At 72.3% G+C, this 17,017-nt stretch carries 16 protein-coding genes; 8 read left to right on the plus strand and 8 right to left on the minus strand.

Annotated features, from left to right (window positions below):
- Positions 1 to 141: 141 nt before the first annotated feature.
- Together IEZ11_RS02430 and IEZ11_RS02435 are read left to right on the plus strand one after the other, a co-directional pair.
- Positions 142 to 873: a DUF7873 family protein gene (locus IEZ11_RS02430; RefSeq protein ID WP_189260834.1), complete on the plus strand. Its 732-nt coding sequence runs from the start codon at positions 142 to 144 to the stop codon at positions 871 to 873.
- 589 nt (positions 874 to 1,462) lie between these two features.
- Positions 1,463 to 3,319: an FUSC family protein gene (locus IEZ11_RS02435; protein ID WP_189260835.1), complete on the plus strand. Its 1,857-nt coding sequence runs from the start codon at positions 1,463 to 1,465 to the stop codon at positions 3,317 to 3,319.
- 91 nt (positions 3,320 to 3,410) lie between these two features.
- Here IEZ11_RS02435 and IEZ11_RS02440 read toward each other — a convergent pair whose 3' ends face one another.
- Positions 3,411 to 4,367 carry an endonuclease/exonuclease/phosphatase family protein gene (locus IEZ11_RS02440; RefSeq protein WP_189260836.1) on the minus strand — a complete coding sequence of 319 codons (957 nt, stop codon included), beginning with the start codon at positions 4,365 to 4,367 and terminating at the stop codon, positions 3,411 to 3,413.
- Between the two features lie 221 nt (positions 4,368 to 4,588).
- Between IEZ11_RS02440 and IEZ11_RS02445 the strand changes: the two genes are divergently transcribed.
- Together IEZ11_RS02445 and IEZ11_RS02450 are read left to right on the plus strand one after the other, a co-directional pair.
- Positions 4,589 to 5,257: a DUF899 domain-containing protein gene (locus IEZ11_RS02445; protein WP_189260837.1), complete on the plus strand. Its 669-nt coding sequence runs from the start codon at positions 4,589 to 4,591 to the stop codon at positions 5,255 to 5,257.
- A gap of 154 nt (positions 5,258 to 5,411) precedes the next feature.
- Positions 5,412 to 5,591 (plus strand): DUF8839 family protein, encoded by a 180-nt coding sequence (locus IEZ11_RS02450; protein WP_189260838.1) that lies wholly within the window; start codon positions 5,412 to 5,414, stop codon positions 5,589 to 5,591.
- 20 nt (positions 5,592 to 5,611) lie between these two features.
- On the opposite strand, the gene IEZ11_RS02455 is transcribed toward IEZ11_RS02450, so the two are convergent.
- From IEZ11_RS02455 to IEZ11_RS02470, 3 genes are all read right to left on the minus strand, one after another.
- A complete protein-coding gene (locus IEZ11_RS02455; RefSeq protein WP_189261108.1) occupies positions 5,612 to 7,486 on the minus strand; it encodes an ABC transporter ATP-binding protein in 1,875 nt (624 codons plus the stop codon).
- A 602-nt stretch (positions 7,487 to 8,088) separates the two neighbouring features.
- Entirely contained in the window at positions 8,089 to 8,526 is a 438-nt protein-coding gene (locus IEZ11_RS02465) for a hypothetical protein (RefSeq protein WP_189260839.1), read from the minus strand.
- Entirely contained in the window at positions 8,523 to 9,230 is a 708-nt protein-coding gene (locus IEZ11_RS02470; protein WP_189260840.1) for an ATP-binding protein, read from the minus strand. The genes IEZ11_RS02465 and IEZ11_RS02470 overlap by 4 nt, the downstream gene beginning before the upstream one ends.
- 366 nt (positions 9,231 to 9,596) lie before the next feature.
- Between IEZ11_RS02470 and IEZ11_RS02475 the strand changes: the two genes are divergently transcribed.
- Entirely contained in the window at positions 9,597 to 10,457 is an 861-nt protein-coding gene (locus IEZ11_RS02475) for a Sco1979 family transcriptional regulator (RefSeq protein WP_189260841.1), read from the plus strand.
- The gene (locus tag IEZ11_RS02480) at positions 10,458 to 10,733 is read left to right on the plus strand and encodes a DUF397 domain-containing protein (protein WP_089100964.1); all 276 of its coding nucleotides are present in this window, start codon (positions 10,458 to 10,460) and stop codon (positions 10,731 to 10,733) included. It begins immediately after the preceding gene.
- A 212-nt stretch (positions 10,734 to 10,945) separates the two neighbouring features.
- Here the strand turns inward: IEZ11_RS02480 and IEZ11_RS02485 are convergent, their stop codons facing one another.
- The 3 genes from IEZ11_RS02485 to IEZ11_RS02495 all read right to left on the minus strand — a co-directional run bounded on the left by IEZ11_RS02485 (position 10,946) and on the right by IEZ11_RS02495 (position 13,944).
- Positions 10,946 to 12,433, minus strand: a complete 1,488-nt coding sequence (locus IEZ11_RS02485; protein WP_189260842.1) for a glutamate synthase subunit beta — start codon at positions 12,431 to 12,433, stop codon at positions 10,946 to 10,948.
- 189 nt (positions 12,434 to 12,622) lie between these two features.
- Positions 12,623 to 13,102: an anthrone oxygenase family protein gene (locus tag IEZ11_RS02490; RefSeq protein ID WP_189260843.1), complete on the minus strand. Its 480-nt coding sequence runs from the start codon at positions 13,100 to 13,102 to the stop codon at positions 12,623 to 12,625.
- 140 nt (positions 13,103 to 13,242) lie between these two features.
- Positions 13,243 to 13,944, minus strand: coding sequence for a DUF2293 domain-containing protein (locus IEZ11_RS02495; RefSeq protein ID WP_189260844.1), 702 nt, complete (start codon positions 13,942 to 13,944; stop codon positions 13,243 to 13,245).
- 194 nt (positions 13,945 to 14,138) lie between these two features.
- On the opposite strand from IEZ11_RS02495, the gene IEZ11_RS02500 reads away from it, so the two are divergent.
- Positions 14,139 to 14,771 carry a nucleoside/nucleotide kinase family protein gene (locus IEZ11_RS02500; RefSeq protein WP_189260845.1) on the plus strand — a complete coding sequence of 211 codons (633 nt, stop codon included), beginning with the start codon at positions 14,139 to 14,141 and terminating at the stop codon, positions 14,769 to 14,771.
- A 21-nt stretch (positions 14,772 to 14,792) separates the two neighbouring features.
- Here IEZ11_RS02500 and corA read toward each other — a convergent pair whose 3' ends face one another.
- Positions 14,793 to 15,920 carry a magnesium/cobalt transporter CorA gene (corA, locus tag IEZ11_RS02505; RefSeq protein WP_189260846.1) on the minus strand — a complete coding sequence of 376 codons (1,128 nt, stop codon included), beginning with the start codon at positions 15,918 to 15,920 and terminating at the stop codon, positions 14,793 to 14,795.
- 286 nt (positions 15,921 to 16,206) lie between these two features.
- Here corA and IEZ11_RS02510 point away from each other — a divergent pair, with 286 nt between their 5' ends.
- The gene (locus tag IEZ11_RS02510) at positions 16,207 to 17,001 is read left to right on the plus strand and encodes a methyltransferase domain-containing protein (RefSeq protein ID WP_189260847.1); all 795 of its coding nucleotides are present in this window, start codon (positions 16,207 to 16,209) and stop codon (positions 16,999 to 17,001) included.
- Positions 17,002 to 17,017: the final 16 nt, after the last annotated feature.

The following is a 17,017-nucleotide window of genomic DNA, read 5'->3' on the forward strand; positions in this document are numbered from 1 at the left end:
TGGACGACGGGCAACCTGCCGATCATCCGCGCCCGCGCGGGGCGCCCGCACCTGAATTTCCCCTGCCTTCGACGACGCGTATGTGCGCTGCTCGGAAAAACGCTTGGGAATACGCCAGTTGTCGCTGCTACGGTCCTTCGCGTGGCGAAACTCAATCAGATCATCGCGGTCGAGAAGGGCATCAAGTCCAAGGCTCATCAGGACCTGACAGCGGCTCATCACGGGCTGCAGAAGCCCGCGTTGCTGGCCGGAATCTCGCGGACGTATCAGCCGAAGGACGAGGAGGGTGAGCAACTGCCGCCCGAGTCCACGCGGGTTCAGGTCAAGGCCGAGGACGTGCTGCGGGATACCTCGGCCACGCTGACGCGGCTCTTCGACGTGACCGCCACCAAGGACTGGGCGAACTGCGAGGCCAGGGCCGATGTGAAGGTGGACGGGCGGGTGCTGGTCGCCGATGTGCCCGTCGCCCATCTGCTGTTCCTGGAGAAGCAGCTCGTCGATCTCAACACCTTTGTGCGGAAGCTGCCGGTGCTCGACGCCTCCGAGTCGTGGGTGCAGGATCCCTCCACCGACGCCTGGAAGACCGAGCCGGTGCGGACTCTGCGGACCAGGAAGGTGCCTCGCAACCATGTGAAGGCCGAGGCCACCGAGAAGCATCCGGCCCAGGTCGAGGTGTACTACGAGGACGTGCCGGTGGGGTACTGGACCACCGTGAAGTTCTCGGGCGCCCTGCCCGCGCGGCGCGTCAACGAACTCCTCGACCGGGTCGAGAAGCTGCAGCAGGCCGTCAAGTTCGCCCGCGAGGAGGCGAACGGCGCCGACGTCGCCGACCAGCGGATCGGGGACGCCGTCTTCGGCTACCTCTTCGGGTAGCCGTCCCGGACTCCCCGGCCTCAGCGGCCGGGGTGCGCGAGGAGCGCAAAGCTGAAGCTGAGCCTTGTCGTGAAGAGCGGTCGTACCCACAGGTGCGCACGACGAACACCGTGCACACCGGGCGGACCGCGTTGAATCTCAGACTCTCGCTCCAGACTCAGCATTCGCCGCCGATCGCCGGATCGACCGGGCCCGGGCCCCAGTACGTCGAAATGCAGGTTCAAGTCCTGCCCGCGCAGCTCGATGCGTGGTGGTCCAAAGGAAGGACGCGACGACCTTACGACTGACCCGGGTTCTCAAGTGTGCCGGCGTGTGAAGATGGGCGGCATTCCAGGGCCCGGGGGCAGGCTACGCCCCCGGGCCCGTTCCCGTTTCCGTTCCGGTTCTCAGGCGCGGTCGGCGGTTCGCCGTCCCGGGGCGCGTGAAATTGCGTTCATAAAGAACACGGCCTTCCGGGCAGCTTGTCACGCCTCGGAAATACAAACGCGCCTTTCCGTACCGGAACACGATCTACCGTGGGACGTACCAGCCCACAGCCCGGCCACCGTCGCCCGAAGGCACACCCCGCCCTCGTCCGGACAGGAGCCCCGTGTCCCGTCGTATCGCCCTGCCGCCCTGGCTCGCCCACGCCCTGCGCGCCCAGCGCGGGCCCGTGTCCTGGAGCGCGGTGACACGAGGGGCGCTGGCCGCCGGCCCGCTGCTGCTCACCGCCGTCCTGCTCCACCGCACCTCCCTCGGCGTCGTCGCCGCCATCGCGGCCATGCTCGCCGGGATCAACGACCGGCCGGGCAGCCGGCGGTCCGCCGTACGGCGCCTCGGGGTGCCCGCGGCCGCCGGTGCGCTCGGGCTGCTCGTCGGCACGTACGGCGCCCAGCACCTCACCGCCGTCCCCCTGACCCTGCTGCTCACCGGGCTCGGGCTGGTCGCCGGCGGAACGAGTGCCGTCGGGCCCGTCGCCTCCGGGGCCGGGACACAGCTGCTGGTCGCCGCCGCCATCGGGGCCGGGATGCCGGTCGCCGAGGCAGGCTGGCAGCGGGCCCTCGCCTTTCTCGCCGGGGCCGGGTGGCTGCTGGTGCTGCGGCTCGCCCTGCCCACCCCCGGCGCGATCGCCGGCGACTTCCGCTTCGACGGCGAGCGGGACGCCGTCGCCGCCGTGTACGACGCCGTGGCCGACCTCCTCGACGCGGTGGGCGGCGAGACGGCGGGCCACAGGCGTGCCGCCCTGACCGCCGCGCTCGACCACGCCCAGGACGCGCTCACCGGGCCCCGGCTGCGTCGGTACGCCAGTTCGGCCGCCGAACGCCGGCTGCACGCGCAGTACGCCGCGGCCCTGCCGCTCGCCGAGGCGGCCACCGCCCTCGCCTGGGCCGGCGAGCCCGTGTCCGCGCGGGCGGCCGAAGGGCCCCGACGGCTCGCCGCGGCCGTCCGGGCGGGCGGCGGCACCGGGCCGCTGCCCGCACCCTCGCGGTCCGCGCCCGCACTGCGTGCCCTCGACGACGCCCTGCTGCGCGCCGCGCAGGCCTTCGACCGGGCCGAGGACGCCGAGCAGCGGCCTCCGGCCCGCCGCCGCCCCGCCCTCGACCTCGTGCGGGCCGCCCTCGGCAGCGGCGGGCGGGAGTACGGGCTGCGGGTCGCCCTCTGCTTCGGGGCCAGCGCCGCCATCGCGCAGGCCCTGCACCACGCCCGCTGGTACGGCGCGCACCAGCACTGGTACTGGCTGCCTGCGACCGCCGTCTTCCTCGTCAAGCCCGACCTCGGGCCGCTCGCCTCGCGGGTGCTGTGCCGGGCCGCGGGAACCGTGCTCGGCGCCCTCGTCTTCGCGGGCCTCGCCGCCGTCCTGCCCCGGCCCGAGGGACTCGTCGTGCTGGTGGCCGTCTGCGGGGCGGTCATCCCGGTGTCCACCCGGCACTTCGGCGCCCAGACCGCCGTCGTCACCGTCCTCGTGCTCGCCCTGGTCATGGTCGGCGGCGAACCGCAGGCCTCCGTCAGCCGCATCGGCGAGACGCTGCTGGCCTGCGCGATCGTGCTGATCGTCGGCCATCTGCCGCTGGCGGGGCGGCGGGGCGGCGGGGTACGGGCCAGGCTCGCGGCGGCCGGGCGCGCCGCGCACGCCTATCTCGACCACGTCCTGAGCGAGTCCGGCGACCGCGGCGAGCGCTGGGCGCTGCGCCGTGAGGCCTATCGCACCCTCGCCGAGGCCCGCACCGCCATCGCCCTCGCCGCCGCCGAACTGCCCGCAGTCGCTCGGCACACCGCGGGCACGGACGCGGTGGCCGCCGTACTCGAACGGCTCGTGGACACGACCACCGCGTGCGCCGTGCACCTCGACGAGACCGGACGGCTCACCGCCCGGCACACCCGGCAACTCGAGGACCTGGCCGCCGAACTGGAGCGGGACGGGCAGCGGCTCGGACTCGAGGTGCCGCGGATGCCGGTCGCCGCGTGAAGCCGGCGTGCGTGCGGGGCGTCCGAGACGGTTGTGTGTTCGGGCCGTTCGGGGTCGGCGTGTGTGCCGGTGGTGTCGGCAGTGTCCGGACTCAGTCCGTGAACCGGGCCCAGACCGGTGCGTGGTCCGACCCCGCGGCCCCGCGCCGGTCCGCCGGGTCCTGGCCCACCGACGGCAGGTCCGGCGGCGCCGTGGTGCCCGGCAGACCGGTGCCCGCTTCCGACAGCCGGTGCACCAGCCGGTGGCTGAGGAGGATGTGGTCGATCAGTTCGTGCCGGCCGGAGTCGACACGGGAGTAGCGCTGCTCCGCCGGTATGCGCGGGGCGGTGTCCCACAGCCGTACGGCGTCGCCCTGGTCGGCGCGGTCGTAGCCGGCGGTGCCGAGCTCCGAGCCGGGCGGACCGAGGAGGAGCTGGGTGGTGGCCGCCTGCACCTCGTCGTTGAGGTCGCCGAGGACCGCGAGGTCGCGGGACCTGCCCTGGCCTGCGAGCAGTTCGTCCGCCAGGGCCCGCAGGGCCGTCGCCTCGGCGGCGCGCCGGTAGAGGGCGTACGCCCCGTAGCGCGCCCGTTCGCCCTCGTCGTGCGGGTAGAAACGGTCCCCGGGGTAGGTCAGCAGCTTGGACTTGAGGTGGGCCACCGCCACCGTGAGCGGTCCGGCCGGGGCCTGGAGCGTGACCGCCAGGAAGCCGCGTCCGGCCCCGGTGGCGGTCCCGCCGGAGTCGTCCGTCTGCACCGGGCGCAGTCCGGCCGGGAACGCGGCCGTGTCGGCGGCCACCGTCAGCTCGGTACGGGACAGGAAGCCGACCCGGATGCCCCGGCCGTCGGGATGCGAGGAGAGGGTGAACCGCCAGCTCGGACCCAGCAGTTCGGCCAGATCTGCCAGAGCGTCGGGGTCCCCGACCTCCTGGACGCCGAGCAGGGCCGGGTCGAGCGCGTCGACCACGGAGGCGAGGGCGGCGAGTTTCGCCTCGTAGGCGGACTTGTCCCGGGGGCCGTAGGGGCTGCCCGGCCGGTAGAGGTTTTCGAGGTTCCAGGTGCCCAGAAGCATGCCGGGCTCCTTCCAGGAGGTGGTGCGGCCAGCGTGCTCGCCCCGGCCGTGCCGCGACAGAGCCGGGACCGGATGCGCGGTTCGGCTCACGCGGGCCGAGGACCGCGCCGTACGTCGGGGCGATGAGCCCGGCTCGCCGGAAAGAAATCTCCGGCCGCACCGATGAGTTCTCCGCCCTGCCGCGGTCACCACCCGGAACCGACCGTTGTACAGGAGGTCCCATGTCGCTTCCGGAGATCGTCTCGCGTGAGCGGTGGCGTGCCGCGCGTGCGGAGTTACTGCTCAAGGAGGAGGCGCTCGCACGGGCGCGGGACGCGCTGAGCGCCGAGCGGCGCCGGCTGCCCATGGTCGAGGTGGATCCGGAGTACGTCTTCGAGGGGGGCGACGGCAAGGCGACCCTGCTGGACCTCTTCGACGGGCGGTCCCAACTCGTCGTCCACCACTACATGTTCGCCCCGGAGTGGCAGTCCGGCTGCCCCTGCTGCGCCGCCTTCCTGGACCAGGTCGGCCACCTCGCCCATCTACGGGCGCGCGGCACCTCGTTCGCGGTGGTCTCCCGGGCGCCGTTCACCAGGATCCTGCCGTTCAAGGCGCGGATGGGCTGGACGCTGCCCTGGTACTCCTCCGGCGACGGCGACTTCGTCCGCGACTTCAACCGTGACTTCAACCGTGACTTCGAGGCGACCATCGTCGTGGACGACGAACCGGTCGAACGGCCCGGCCTCAGCTGCTTCCTGCGGGAGCACGACCGGGTCTTCCACACCTACTCGGTGTACGACCGGGGCCTCGACGGACTCGGCCCGGCCACGTCCCTGCTCGACCTGACCGCCCTCGGCCGGGTACCGGAGGGCAGTGACCGCGTCCGCTGTCACGACGAGTACGAAGACTGACACATCCGGTCACGAACGTGGCCGAAAGTCAACGGATCCTCACCGTCCGCGCCGACGGCGTGTCGGGTATGTCTCAGTAGCGTCACCGGGCGAGCCGTTCACGTTCTCCAGAGCGTTAACTCCTACAGGTAGGACGCTTTTCTGGAGGTGCAGGATGGTGAACGGGCGAACCGTGCTCGAACGCTTTCCCGCAGGCGGACCGCGAGGATCATGGCCTGCGGAGGAGTTCGCGCAGGCCCGGCGGCGGGAAGGGCTGCCCGCCGAGGTCGTGATGGATCTGGCCACGGACACGTTCCTGGTCATCGTGCGCGGCACCGGCGGTGCCGAGGGCTGACCCGCAGGCTGCCCCGAGGGCTAACCGGCCCTGCGGACCGGTGGCCTCGCCGTGAACTGGTCCGCCTGGAGCGCGTACAACTCCGCGTAGACGCCGCCGCTCGCCAGGAGTTCGTCGGGGGTGCCCGACTCCACCACCCGGCCCTGGTCGAGGACGTGCACCAGATCCGCGTGGCGGACCGACGCCAGCCGGTGCGTGATCAGTACGACGGTCTGCCCGTTGCCCGCCAGCGCGCGGATCTTCTCGAAGACCTCCAGCTCGGCCCGTGCGTCCAGGGCGGCCGTCGGCTCGTCCACGATCAGGATGCGACCGCGCCGGTAGGCGGCCCGCGCGATGCCCAGCCGCTGCCACTGGCCGCCGGACAGCTCGTGCCCGCCGCTGAAGTTGCGGGCCAGCAGGGTGTCCAGACCGCGCGGCAGGTCCCCGACCACCTCCTCGGCGCCCGCCTCCGTGACCGACGTCGCCAGCCGCTCGTCGGTGAGCGGTGCCGACGAACGGCCGACGGCGACGTTGACCTTGGCGGTGAACGGCCAGCGCTTGAAGTCCTGCGCGACCATGGCGACGCGTTCGGCGAGCCGGTGCCGGTCGGCCCGCGCCGCGTCGACGCCGTCCCACAGGATGCGGCCGCGATCCGGCTGGTACAGCCCGGCCAGCAGCTTGACCAGGGTGGTCTTGCCGGAGCCGTTCTCGCCGACCAGGGCGACGATGCGGCCCAGGGGGAGGCTGAGCGTGACGTCGTCCAGGGCGGGGCGGGTGGCATCGTCCGGATGATCGCTCGGATAGGCGAAGGTGACGTTCTCGAAGCGGATCTCCCGCGGGTCGTCGGGGAGCGGGTCACCGCCGACCGGGATCGCGCGCTCGGCCGCCTCGACGTACAGCCGCTCCAGGTCGCCGACGAACAGGGCCTCCTCGTGCAGGGTGTTGATCTCCAGCACGAGGGTGTTCAGGCTCGCCGAGCCGGAGCGGATCGCGATCACCGCCGTACCGGCCACCGACAGGGCCATCGCCCCGCTCAGCAGCAGCCCGCCCAGCGTCGCGTACGTGGCGACGGTCGCGAGTCCGGTCCAGGCCGCCGCGATCAGACCGGTACGGGCCGCGAGCCGGGCCAGCCGGGCCTGCTCCGCCTCCGCCGTCTCCGACATCGCCCGGTAGTGCCGAAGCAGGAACGGGCCGACCCCGTGCACCCGGATCTCCGGCGCCGCCTCCGGCTCGGTGAGCAGAGCGCTGATCAGGTGGCCGGCGCGGGCGTGCTGCACCCAGGTGTGGAACGACTCGTAGCGGCGCCGGGCGTTGGTCAGGGCTCCCCAGGCACTCGGGATCGTCATCGTGATCAGCAGCGGGAGCAGGGCCGGGTGCAGCACGGTCAGCACCCCGGCCGCGGTGATCAGCGAGATCATCGCGTTCACCACGCGCGTGCCGTAGCTGATCATGCGGCGGGCCGAGGAGGCGCCGTACTGCGCGGTGTCCAGCAGTTTGTGGAAGGCGTGGTCCTCGATCGCGGCGAGTTCGACGGCCGCGGCCCGCTCCAGGTACATCTCGGTCGCCACCCGCTCGACCTTGGGTTCCAGGCGGCCGGTGGCGTAGGTGGACGCGGCGCGCAGCACGGCGGCCAGGAACAGGACGGCGGCCATGGCCACCAGGGCGGGGGCGGCGCTGCGCAGCCGTTCCTCGATGGTGCCGGTGCCGATCAGCCGGCCCAGCACGCTGTTCACGGCGAGCAGGCTGACCGCCTGGGCCACCCCGACGCCCACCTGCGAGGCCAGCACGATCCGCGTGGCCCGGGCGTCCGCCTGCCGGGCCAGCCGCAGACTGGAGGCGAGCATGCCGGGCAGCCGGGTCATCATGGCGCGGAAGTCCAGCTCCAGGAAGGCGTCCCCGTGCTGGTTCCAGCCCATGTCGTAGCGGAGCGGCCCCCCGAACAGCAACTGCTCCGACTCCGACACCTCGGGCGCCGCCGTGTCCTGCCTCTTCGTCACCGCGATCCTCCCCGGGGCCGTGACCGTGGACGAACGGCCACTATCGCGGGCGAAGCCGCCACCGGGCAGGGCGCACACCGAGGCTCGCGGGGCGCGGGGGAGTGCACGGGGAGTGAGGTCGGGACAACGCGGATACCGCTCATGGCCGGAGACGGTCCCGACGCGGCTCACGGCCCGACGCGACGCCGAGTCGGCTCATGATCCGAAGCGACGCCGTCGGCCCGGCTCGCGGCCGAGAGTAACTCCGTCAGGGTTTCCGGCGGCCGGCCTCGCGCCGCCGTCACCTCTCGGTCGGCCCGGCGCCTCGCGCCTGCGCCGGTCGGTCCCACTTGCCGGTCGGTCTCACTTGCCCGTCGGCCTTACCGGCCCGGTCGGCCTTACCGGCCCGGTCGGCCCTACCGGCCCGGTCGGCCCTACCGGCCCGGTCGGGCTTACCGGCCCGGCGGGTCTCACCAGCCCGGTCGGGCTCAACAGCCCGGTCGGCCTCACCCATCCGTTCCGTCGGCCGAGGCCGCGCGGCGTCACGCGGGCAGGGGGCGGGACCACTCCGGCGTCGTCCCCGTCACCCGGCACAGGGCGAGGTACAGCGGTATCGGCGGGGTGTACGGCACCGTGCCCCCGGGGCGGTGGATCAGGCGGGCGGCCGTGGGGAGCGGGGCGCCCGGGCTGTAGTGGGCCGGGGCGGGCCAGGTGAGGGCGTCGTCGGAGTCCGACGGGACGATCCACCACCAGTGCGTGCCATCGGCGTACACGCATCCCACCCGCGGCAGCCGCGGGACGACCAGCGGCCCCAGTCGCGCCGGTACGGCCACAGCGTCGCAGCCCAGCGGTGCCGTCATCCCCTCGGGCACCGGGAACGGCCCGCCTGTGCCGTCCACGGGCGACGACCGCCGGTCACGCTTCAGGCGGACCAGGGTGTCGAGGCCCAGCGGCCGGCCGGCGCCGCGTACGCCGGTCATGGCTGCCTCCGCCGCGGCACCGACCCCAGCGCCCCGGACCGCCCCTCCGCGCCGGAGCCCGACGACGGCGGGTGCACCGGAGGGTGCGCGGGGCCGTGGGACGGGCCGTGCGACGGACCCGGTACGGGGCGGGAGCCCCAGCCCAGGTCGTTGCGCGGCTCGGCGGTCTCCCGGGCGGCATCGGTCCGGCGCGGCAGCTCCGCCCAGACCAGCAGGCCGGGCCCGTGCTCCTGAGCTCCCCAGGCCTGACAGAGCGCGTCGACGAGCAGCAACCCCCTCCCGTGCTCCTCCTCGGGGCGCTGCGGGGACGGGTGGGGCTCGTCGGGCGCACAGCCCTCGTCGTGCACGGCGATGCGCACCGTGTCGTCGTGGTCGTGCAGCTCGCACACGACGCGACTGCTCGCGGTGTGCACGATCGCGTTGGTGACCAGCTCGGTGATGACCAGGGCGGCGGTGTCGCAGGTGTCCGCGCAGACCGACCAGCCGGTCAGCCGGGCACGCACCAGGCGTCTCGCCTGGGCGGGAGAGGCCGGATGAGCGGCCAGCTCGAACCGGAACCGGCGCTTGACAGTGCCCTCACCAGGCTCGGCTGCCTCCCCCACGCTCGAAGGAGTTCGCACGGGAGGACCCCCATCAGCACCGAGACCGAGACGGTCTGCGGCGGCGTCTGTTCCTAAGGGCGCGGACGGAATCACGCTTGCCACTATCTCCCCGCCATGAACACTTGGCAAGTGTCACTCTGAAAAATGCAGAGTGCTGTGTGACGCGGTGAAGGGCCGTGGCACACTGCTCGCAACAGCATGTCGAGCGGCGCCAGTTGGGATCAGTGAGGATCCGGCGGACCGATCCGGCCAATGCGACCGATGTCACCGAACTGGACTGTTCCGGCTGTTCGGACCGAATCGGTCTTACCTGGTCTTTCCGGTCGCACTGTCTGATCTTTGAACGAGTCTTCGAATGGCGCCGCCGGGCTGTCGGCATGCCGGTGACACCTGTATGTGCAGGGCGGCCATGACGCCGGCGCGCGCCCCATGGGCGAGGCCGGCCAGGGAACTTCGTGGAGGTGGAGCGTGAGCGAGCCGCGGTCCGCGCCGACCGTGGGCCAGGTGGTCCTCGGCCGGCGCCTCCTCGACCTGCGGGAACGCGCGGGGCTCAAGCGCGAGGAGGCTGCCCGCGTGCTCCGCGTGGCGCCCGCCACCGTCCGCCGTATGGAGATGGCCGAGGTCGCCCTCAAGATCCCGTACCTCCAACTGCTCCTGAAGGCCTACGGGGTGTCCGACGAGGAGGCCGACCTCTTCGTCCGGCTCGCCGAGGAGGCCAACCGGCCCGGCTGGTGGCAGCGGTTCCACGACATCCTGCCGACCTGGTTCTCCATGTACGTCAGCCTGGAGGGCGCGGCGAGCCTGATCCGCTCCTACGAACCGCACTTCGTGCCCGGCCTGATGCAGACCGAGGACTACGCGCGCGGGGTGCTGAAGTCGGGCGCCATCGGCCAGACGGAGCCGGAGGAGATCGAGCGCCATGTCGCCCTGCGCATGGAACGCCAGCAACTGCTCACCCGTACCGACGCGCCCCGCGTCTGGGCGGTGATGGACGAGACCGCCCTGCGCCGCCCGGTCGGCGGTCCGGAGGTGATGCGCGCGCAGATCGACCGACTGATCGAGGTCACGAAGCTGCCCAATGTGACGCTCCAGGTCGCCCCGTTCTCCAACGGGCCGCACCCGGGGACGTACGGGCCCTTCGTGCTGTTCCGATTCGCCATGCCCGAACTGCCGGACATGGTCTACAGCGAGTACCTGACCGGCGCCGTCTACCTGGACGCGCGCACCGAGGTGGCGACCCACCTCGAGGTCATGGACCGCATGGCGGCGCAGGCCGCTACGGCACAACGCACGAAGGAGATCCTCCGGGATCTCCGCAAGGAGCTGTGAATGGATCGAATAAAGCCCCAGTCCGGGCCGCGGAACCGCACCGAGCGGATCTACAACGGCATGCCTGCCCGGGAACTGGGCAGCGAGGGCTGGCACAAGCCGTGGAGTGGCGGCAACGGGGGCAACTGCCTGGAGGCGATGAAGCTGGCCGACGGCCGGATCGCCGTCCGCCAGTCGACCGACCCGGACGGACCGGCACTGATCTACACCACGGACGAGATGACGGCATTCATCGAGGGCGCCAAGGCGGGGGAGGCCGACTTCCTGCTCTCCTGACCTCTCCTGCCTCTGGCCTCCCTGACCTTCCTGTGTCGTTCTGTTGTTCAAGTAATCAGCTGTTCGATCTCTTGTCCTGCTACTGAATTGATGACCGGGCCAGGCCCGTAGCAGATCCGCTCGATCGACGGCGGTCCGACCGCGAGACCGCGCCGGACCGCCGTCCCCGATCTTCCCGGCTTTCCCGGTTTTCCCTGCTTTCCCGGAGGCGACTACACCGTCATCGGCCGGTCGTGCGGCGATATCGGCGACGGCAGTCGTGAACTTCCCGTCAGATAGAGGTCGACGGCCGCCGCCACCGCCCGCCCCTCCGCGATCGCCCACACGATCAGCGACTGCCCGCGCGCCGCGTCCCCGGCCGCGAACACACCGGGCACGTTCGTGGCGAACCCCGCGTCCCGGGCGACGGTCCCGCGCGGCTCCGTCACCACCCCCAGCTGGTCGAGAAGCCCGTCCTCCCGGTCGGGCCCGGAGAATCCGAGCGCGAGCAGCACCAGGTCGGCGGGGAGCGTCCGCCCGGTCCCGGGCACCGGCAGCCGCGCCTCGTCCACCTCCACCAGGTGCAGCGAACGCACATGGCCTCTCTCGTCACCCGTGAAGCGCAGCGTCGACGCCGCGAACAACCGCGCGTCCGCGTCCGCGGCGGGCGCCGTCTCCAGGTCCCGCGCCTCCTCGTGCGCCGCCGACAGCCGGTAGATCTTCGGATACGTCGGCCACGGCTCCAGGTCCTCGTCCCGCTCGGCACCCGGCTGCGCGTAGATGTCCAGCTGGGTCACCGACGCGGCCCGCTCCCGCAGCGCCGTCCCCAGGCAGTCCGCCCCCGTGTCACCCCCGCCCACGATCACCACATGCTTCCCGGCCGCCGACATGGGCGACTCGGCCAGATCCCCCTCGCACACCCGGTTGGCCAGCGGCAGATACTCCATCGCCTGGTGTATTCCGTCCAACTCCCGGCCCGGCACCGAAAGTTCCCGCCACGCCGTCGCTCCGGTCGCGATCACCACCGCGTCGTACCGGGCCCGCAGCTCCGCCGCCCGCACATCCCGCCCGACCGCCACCGACGTACGGAACTTCGTCCCCTCGGCCCGCATCTGGCCCAGCCGCCGTTCCAGGTGCTGCTTCTCCATCTTGAAGGCGGGGATGCCGTACCGCATCAGCCCGCCCAGCCGGTCGTCCTTCTCGTACACGGCGACCGTGTGACCGGCCCGGGTCAGCTGCTGCGCCGCCGCGAGCCCGGTCGGCCCCGACCCGATCACCGCCACGGTCCGCCCGGACAGCCGCTCCGGCGGCCGCGGCGAGGCGAACCCCTGCGCCCAGGCATGATCCGCGATGGCGCACTCGACGTTCTTGATGGTGACGGCGGGCTGGTTGATCGCGAGCACACAGCCCGCCTCGCACGGTGCCGGGCACAACCGTCCGGTGAACTCGGGGAAGTTGTTCGTCGCGTGCAGCCGGTCGCTCGCCGCCCGCCAGTCCTCCCGTGACACCAGGTCGTTCCACTCGGGGATCAGGTTCCCCAGCGGACACGCGTCGTGGCAGAACGGCACCCCGCAGTCCATGCAGCGGTCCGCCTGCTTGCTGATGATCGGCAGCAGCGCGCCGGGGACGTACACCTCGTCCCAGTCCCGGACCCGCTCCTCGACGGGCCGCCGCGCCCACTCCTCGCGCGGTGTGGTCATGAACCCCTTGGGATCGGCCATGGTCGTCTTCCTCATGTGCGGTTGCCCCAGGCCGTGCATCATCGGGCGGCACTCTTTCGGCCACGATACGTCCCCCCGGGCACGACCGCAGAGTGGCTGACAGCGCTTTCTGGCGGGCCTTCCTCAGGGGGAGGCCAGCTGAGGGCCAGCCCGTGTCCAGTCGGGGTCCAGTCCCCTCCCACGGCTCCCTCAGGACAGTGCCAGTACATAGGCGACGGCCGCCGCGGCCGACGCGACGGTGCGCACGTGGTTCCAGAGCGTCCACTCGCGCACGTACACCGGCCAGTAGGAGACGGCCTCCGGGGTACCCGGCTCCAGCCTGGCCAGCGCCTCGTTCCGCGGCACGTTCGCCATCGCGGTCAGCCCGAACGAACCGAACAGGTACAGACCGCTGCCCAGCAGCAGCTCCGCCTTGCCCGCGTCCGGCCACACCACGAACGTCACCACCGCGATCATCGCGCACACCACCGCCGACCCCGCGAACACCAGCATGAACGCCGGGGTCAGGGCCGCCCGGTTGATCGCGTTCATCGCGGCGACCCCCTGCGCCGGCGGCAACGAGGCCAGCCCGCGCATCACGAAGGTCGAGAACCCGCAGAACACCCCCGCCACCAGTCCGGCCCCCAGCACCCCCAGCAGGACCAGCACGCCATACGGTCCGTCGATCACGACCACCACTCCCGCTCTCGTCCCTGGACGCCTCCGCCACTCAGGTCAATGCCCATGAGCGCCCCCCTCCCATGACTGTGAGGCCCGCCCGCCTGCACATCCGACCGGAATCACCCCCACACCCCTGTCCTTGTCCGCCGTCACCCGGTCAAGCGGATCTCCACCCCGGCCTCCCACTCACGCAGCACCGCCTCGACCGTCCGCGCTGTCCGCCGCCGTGCCTCGTACCGCGGCACCCCGCTCATCAGCAGCTGGTCGTACGGCGTGTCCACGTGCCGTACGCCTGCCACCACCGCCGAGCCCACCGCCCTTTCCGACAGCGCCCGCCCGGCCGCGGTCCGCCCGACCCGCCCGCTGCCCCGCGCCGACGCGTGCGCCGCGATCGCCCGGGCCCGCTCCTGCGGGCAGCCCGGGAACAGGCGCAGGATCTCCGCCGCGAACGCCTCCGTGAACAGCGCGTCCTCGGCCGCCCGCCGCTTCGCGTCCCGCGCCCGGCGCCGCCGCCGCGCCTCGGCGTCGGCCAGGCACCGCACCTCGGCCCGGGCCAGCGCGGCCTCCTCGACCAGCACACCCTGCCGCTCGTACCGGCTCTTGCGCCGGTTGAACCGCACCACCACCGCCGACAGCGTGCTCTCCTCCCGGGACCGCCGGGTCAGCGCCGTGTCCCCACGCGGCAGGAACACCAGATGCCCGAGATCGGCGCAGTCGAGACACCGCGGCACCCCGTCCTCCACCACCAGCAGCGACAGCGGCCCCCGGCTGCACGCCGCACACCGCCTGCGCCGCAGTGGCTGCACGACCAGAAGTCCATCGTGGTGAGGGGGAGTTGCGAGGCGTGTCATATGCGGTACTTTCCCCTTCCCAGGGGCTGATCTCACGTCGCTCGCGCCTCCGCCGCGAACCGGACGACATCACCTCCCCGCCCTGTGTCCTGCGCTGCTCCCCGCCTCCTCTCCGCCGTGCTCCGGCCCGCCGCGGCGCCCGGCCCCGGGACCACCCCGGCTTGCCCGAACGGCCGAACCGGCATCATGATCCTGTGCGACTCGAAGCGATCACCTGGGACCGGCTCGCCGACCGTCTCGCCGAGCGGCTGGCCGGACTGAAGCCCGCCGACGGGAGCGCCTGGCCACGCGTCGCCTTCGACGGCGCCCCGGCAGCCCGGCCCGGCGACCTGGCGGAGCGCGTCGGCGAGGCGCTGCGCGTACGGGGCCGGCCGTCACTGGCCGTCGCCACCGAGGGCTTCCTGCGCCCCGCCTCGCTGCGCCTGGAGCACGGGCACCGCGACGCGGAGTCGTACTACGGAGGCTGGTTCGACACCAACGCCCTGTGGCGCGAGGTCTTCGGCCCCCTCGACCCCGGCGGTACCGGCCGCGTCCTGCCCGACCTGTGGGACCCGACCACCGACCGCGCCACCCGCAGCCCCTATGTCCAACTCCCGCCCGGTGGCCTCCTGCTGCTGCACGGACCACTGCTGCTACGGCACTGGTTCCCGTTCGACCTGACCGTCCACCTCCTCCTGACCCCCGGAGCCCTGCGCCGCCGCACCCCCGAGACCGACCACTGGACCCTCCCCGCCTTCGAGCGCTACGCGACCGAGACCGACCCCGCCGGCACGGCCGACGTCCTCGTCCGCGCCGACGACCCACGGCATCCGGCGTGGAGCGGCTGAGCGGCCTCGCGACGAGACGGCTCAGAGCCAGCCGTTGCGCCTGAAGCCCCGGTACAGCACCAGACACGCCACGGATATGACGCCGATGACGAGCGGATACCCGAACCGCCAGTGCAGCTCCGGCATGTGATCGAAGTTCATGCCGTACACACCGCACACCATCGTCGGCACGGCGATCACCGCGGCCCAGGCCGTGATCTTCCGCATGTCCTCGTTCTGCGCGACCGTCACCTGCGCCAGATGCGCCTGGAGAATGGAGTTGAGCAACTCGTCGAACGCCGCGATCTGCTCCTTGGCCCGCATCAGATGGTCGAGGACATCCCTGAAGTAGGTCTGTATCTCCGGGGCGATCACCCGTATCGGCCGGGTGGTCAGCTCCTCCATCGGCCTGGCGAGCGGCACCACCGCCCGCTTCAGCTCCAGGAGTTCACGCTTCATCTGGTAGATCCGGCCGGGATCTGCCCGCGCGCCGTTCTCCGCGAACACGTCCGCCTCGACCTGGTCGATGTCGGCCTGCACCGAGTCCGTGACGCTCAGATAGTCGTCGACCACATGGTCCGCGATCGCGTGCAGCACCGCCGCCGGCCCCTTGGCGAGCTGTCGCGGCGTGGCTTCCAGCTCCTCGCGCAGCGGCCCCAGCGAGCCGTGCCGGCCGTGCCGTACCGTGATCACGAAGTCCTCGCCGACGAACACCATGATCTCGCCGGTGTCGACCACCTCGCTGGTCGCCGTCAGCTTCTCGTGCTCGACGTAGCAGACCGTCTTGAACACCGCGAACAGCGTCTCGCCGTACCGCTCCACCTTCGGGCGCTGATGGGCCTCGACCGCGTCCTCCACGGCCAGCGGGTGCAGGTGGAACAGCTCGGCGATGCCGGCGAACTCGCTGTCCGTCGGTTCGTGCAGCCCCAGCCAGACGAACCCCTCGCCCTTCTTGCGTACCCGTTCCACCGCGGAGAACAGATCGGCGCACTCCGGGACCCGCACCCCGTCCTCGTACGTCACGCAGTTGACCACCGAGGAGCCCAGCGGGGACCGCGCGTGATGGTTCAGGTCGACGCGGGGCAGCCGCCGGGCCAGCCGCGCCACCCTGCGCAGCCCGCCGGCCCTGCCCAGCCCCGTGACCTTCCGCAGATTCCCTGCCATCGTCATCCGGATCTCCTTGCGTGGCCCCACTCGCGCCGTGCTTCCCGCCTTGCCCGGCAAGTCTGCCAGCCCGGCGTGAGACCCGGGTAAGCCTGTGGGAACGGCGAGTTCCGGTTGGTTCCCGCCTGTGGACAACCGGATACCCGGCGCGGTTCCCGCCAGTCGGCGTCGAGTCGGCGTCGAGTCGGCGGAGCTACGCGAATCCCTCCCACGCCCGTCGGCGGCGCGCTCGGCTCGGCGCGGCGGAGCGCCGGCCGTCCCGGACAAGCCGGGCAACTGGGATCATCACTTCATGACACAGGCCGACGGATATCTCCTCGACAACCAGCAGAGCGAGGCCGGGCAGCGCTTCGACGCCTTCGCGAACCTCTTCGACCCGACCACCTTCCGCCACTTCGAGGCATTCGGTCTCGGAGCGGGCTGGCGCTGCTGGGAGGTCGGGGCCGGCGGCACCTCCGTGGTGTCCTGGCTGGCCGGGAAGGTCGGGCCGACCGGCCAGGTCGTCGCCACCGACATCGACACCTCGCTGCTCGCCGCGGCCGCCCACGCACCCGTCGAGGTCCGCACCCATGACGTCGGCGCCGAGGAGCCGCCGGGGGAGGGCTTCGACCTGGTGCACGCCCGGCTCGTGCTGGTCCATGTGCCGGACCGGGAAAGGGCGTTGCGCTCCATGATCAAGGCGCTGCGCCCCGGTGGCCGACTGCTGATCGAGGACGCCGACCCCGCCCTCCAGCCCCTCACCTGCCCCTACGAGTACGGCCCCGAGCAACAGCTCGCCAACCGCCTGCGCCAGGGTTTCCGCAAGCTCCTCGCGGAACGCGGCGCCGACCTGTCGTACGGCCGCAGGCTTCCCCGGCTGCTCCGCGAGGCCGGACTGCACCAGGTGGAGGCCGAGGCCTACTTCCCCGTCGCCTCGCCCGCCTGCACCGCCCTGGAGACGGCCACCGTCCGGCAGATCCGCGACCGGCTCGTCACGGCGGGCCTGGCCACCGACGAGGACATCGACCGGCACCTGGCCAACGTGGCGACGGGCAGCATGGACCTCGCCACGGCCCCGATGATCTCGGCGTGGGGCCGCAAGGCGTAGGCCCGCGGCTTCGGGC

Source organism: Streptomyces fuscichromogenes, from assembly GCF_014645815.1.
In the GTDB taxonomy this organism is placed as follows: domain Bacteria; phylum Actinomycetota; class Actinomycetes; order Streptomycetales; family Streptomycetaceae; genus Streptomyces; species Streptomyces fuscichromogenes.

What these genes read in the sequence shown, in the direction of transcription:
- IEZ11_RS02440 (WP_189260836.1), bottom strand. Translation starts at nt 4,367, where the DNA reads ATGCTTCTGGGCACCTGGAACCTCGAAAACCTCTACCGGCCGGGCAGC.
- IEZ11_RS02445 (WP_189260837.1), top strand. Translation starts at nt 4,589, where the DNA reads ATGTCGCTTCCGGAGATCGTCTCGCGTGAGCGGTGGCGTGCCGCGCGT.
- IEZ11_RS02450 (WP_189260838.1), top strand. Translation starts at nt 5,412, where the DNA reads ATGGTGAACGGGCGAACCGTGCTCGAACGCTTTCCCGCAGGCGGACCG.
- IEZ11_RS02455 (WP_189261108.1), bottom strand. Translation starts at nt 7,486, where the DNA reads ATGGGCTGGAACCAGCACGGGGACGCCTTCCTGGAGCTGGACTTCCGC.
- IEZ11_RS02465 (WP_189260839.1), bottom strand. Translation starts at nt 8,526, where the DNA reads ATGACCGGCGTACGCGGCGCCGGCCGGCCGCTGGGCCTCGACACCCTG.
- IEZ11_RS02480 (WP_089100964.1), top strand. Translation starts at nt 10,458, where the DNA reads ATGGATCGAATAAAGCCCCAGTCCGGGCCGCGGAACCGCACCGAGCGG.
- IEZ11_RS02485 (WP_189260842.1), bottom strand. Translation starts at nt 12,433, where the DNA reads ATGGCCGATCCCAAGGGGTTCATGACCACACCGCGCGAGGAGTGGGCG.
- IEZ11_RS02495 (WP_189260844.1), bottom strand. Translation starts at nt 13,944, where the DNA reads ATGACACGCCTCGCAACTCCCCCTCACCACGATGGACTTCTGGTCGTG.
- corA (WP_189260846.1), bottom strand. Translation starts at nt 15,920, where the DNA reads ATGACGATGGCAGGGAATCTGCGGAAGGTCACGGGGCTGGGCAGGGCC.
- IEZ11_RS02510 (WP_189260847.1), top strand. Translation starts at nt 16,207, where the DNA reads ATGACACAGGCCGACGGATATCTCCTCGACAACCAGCAGAGCGAGGCC.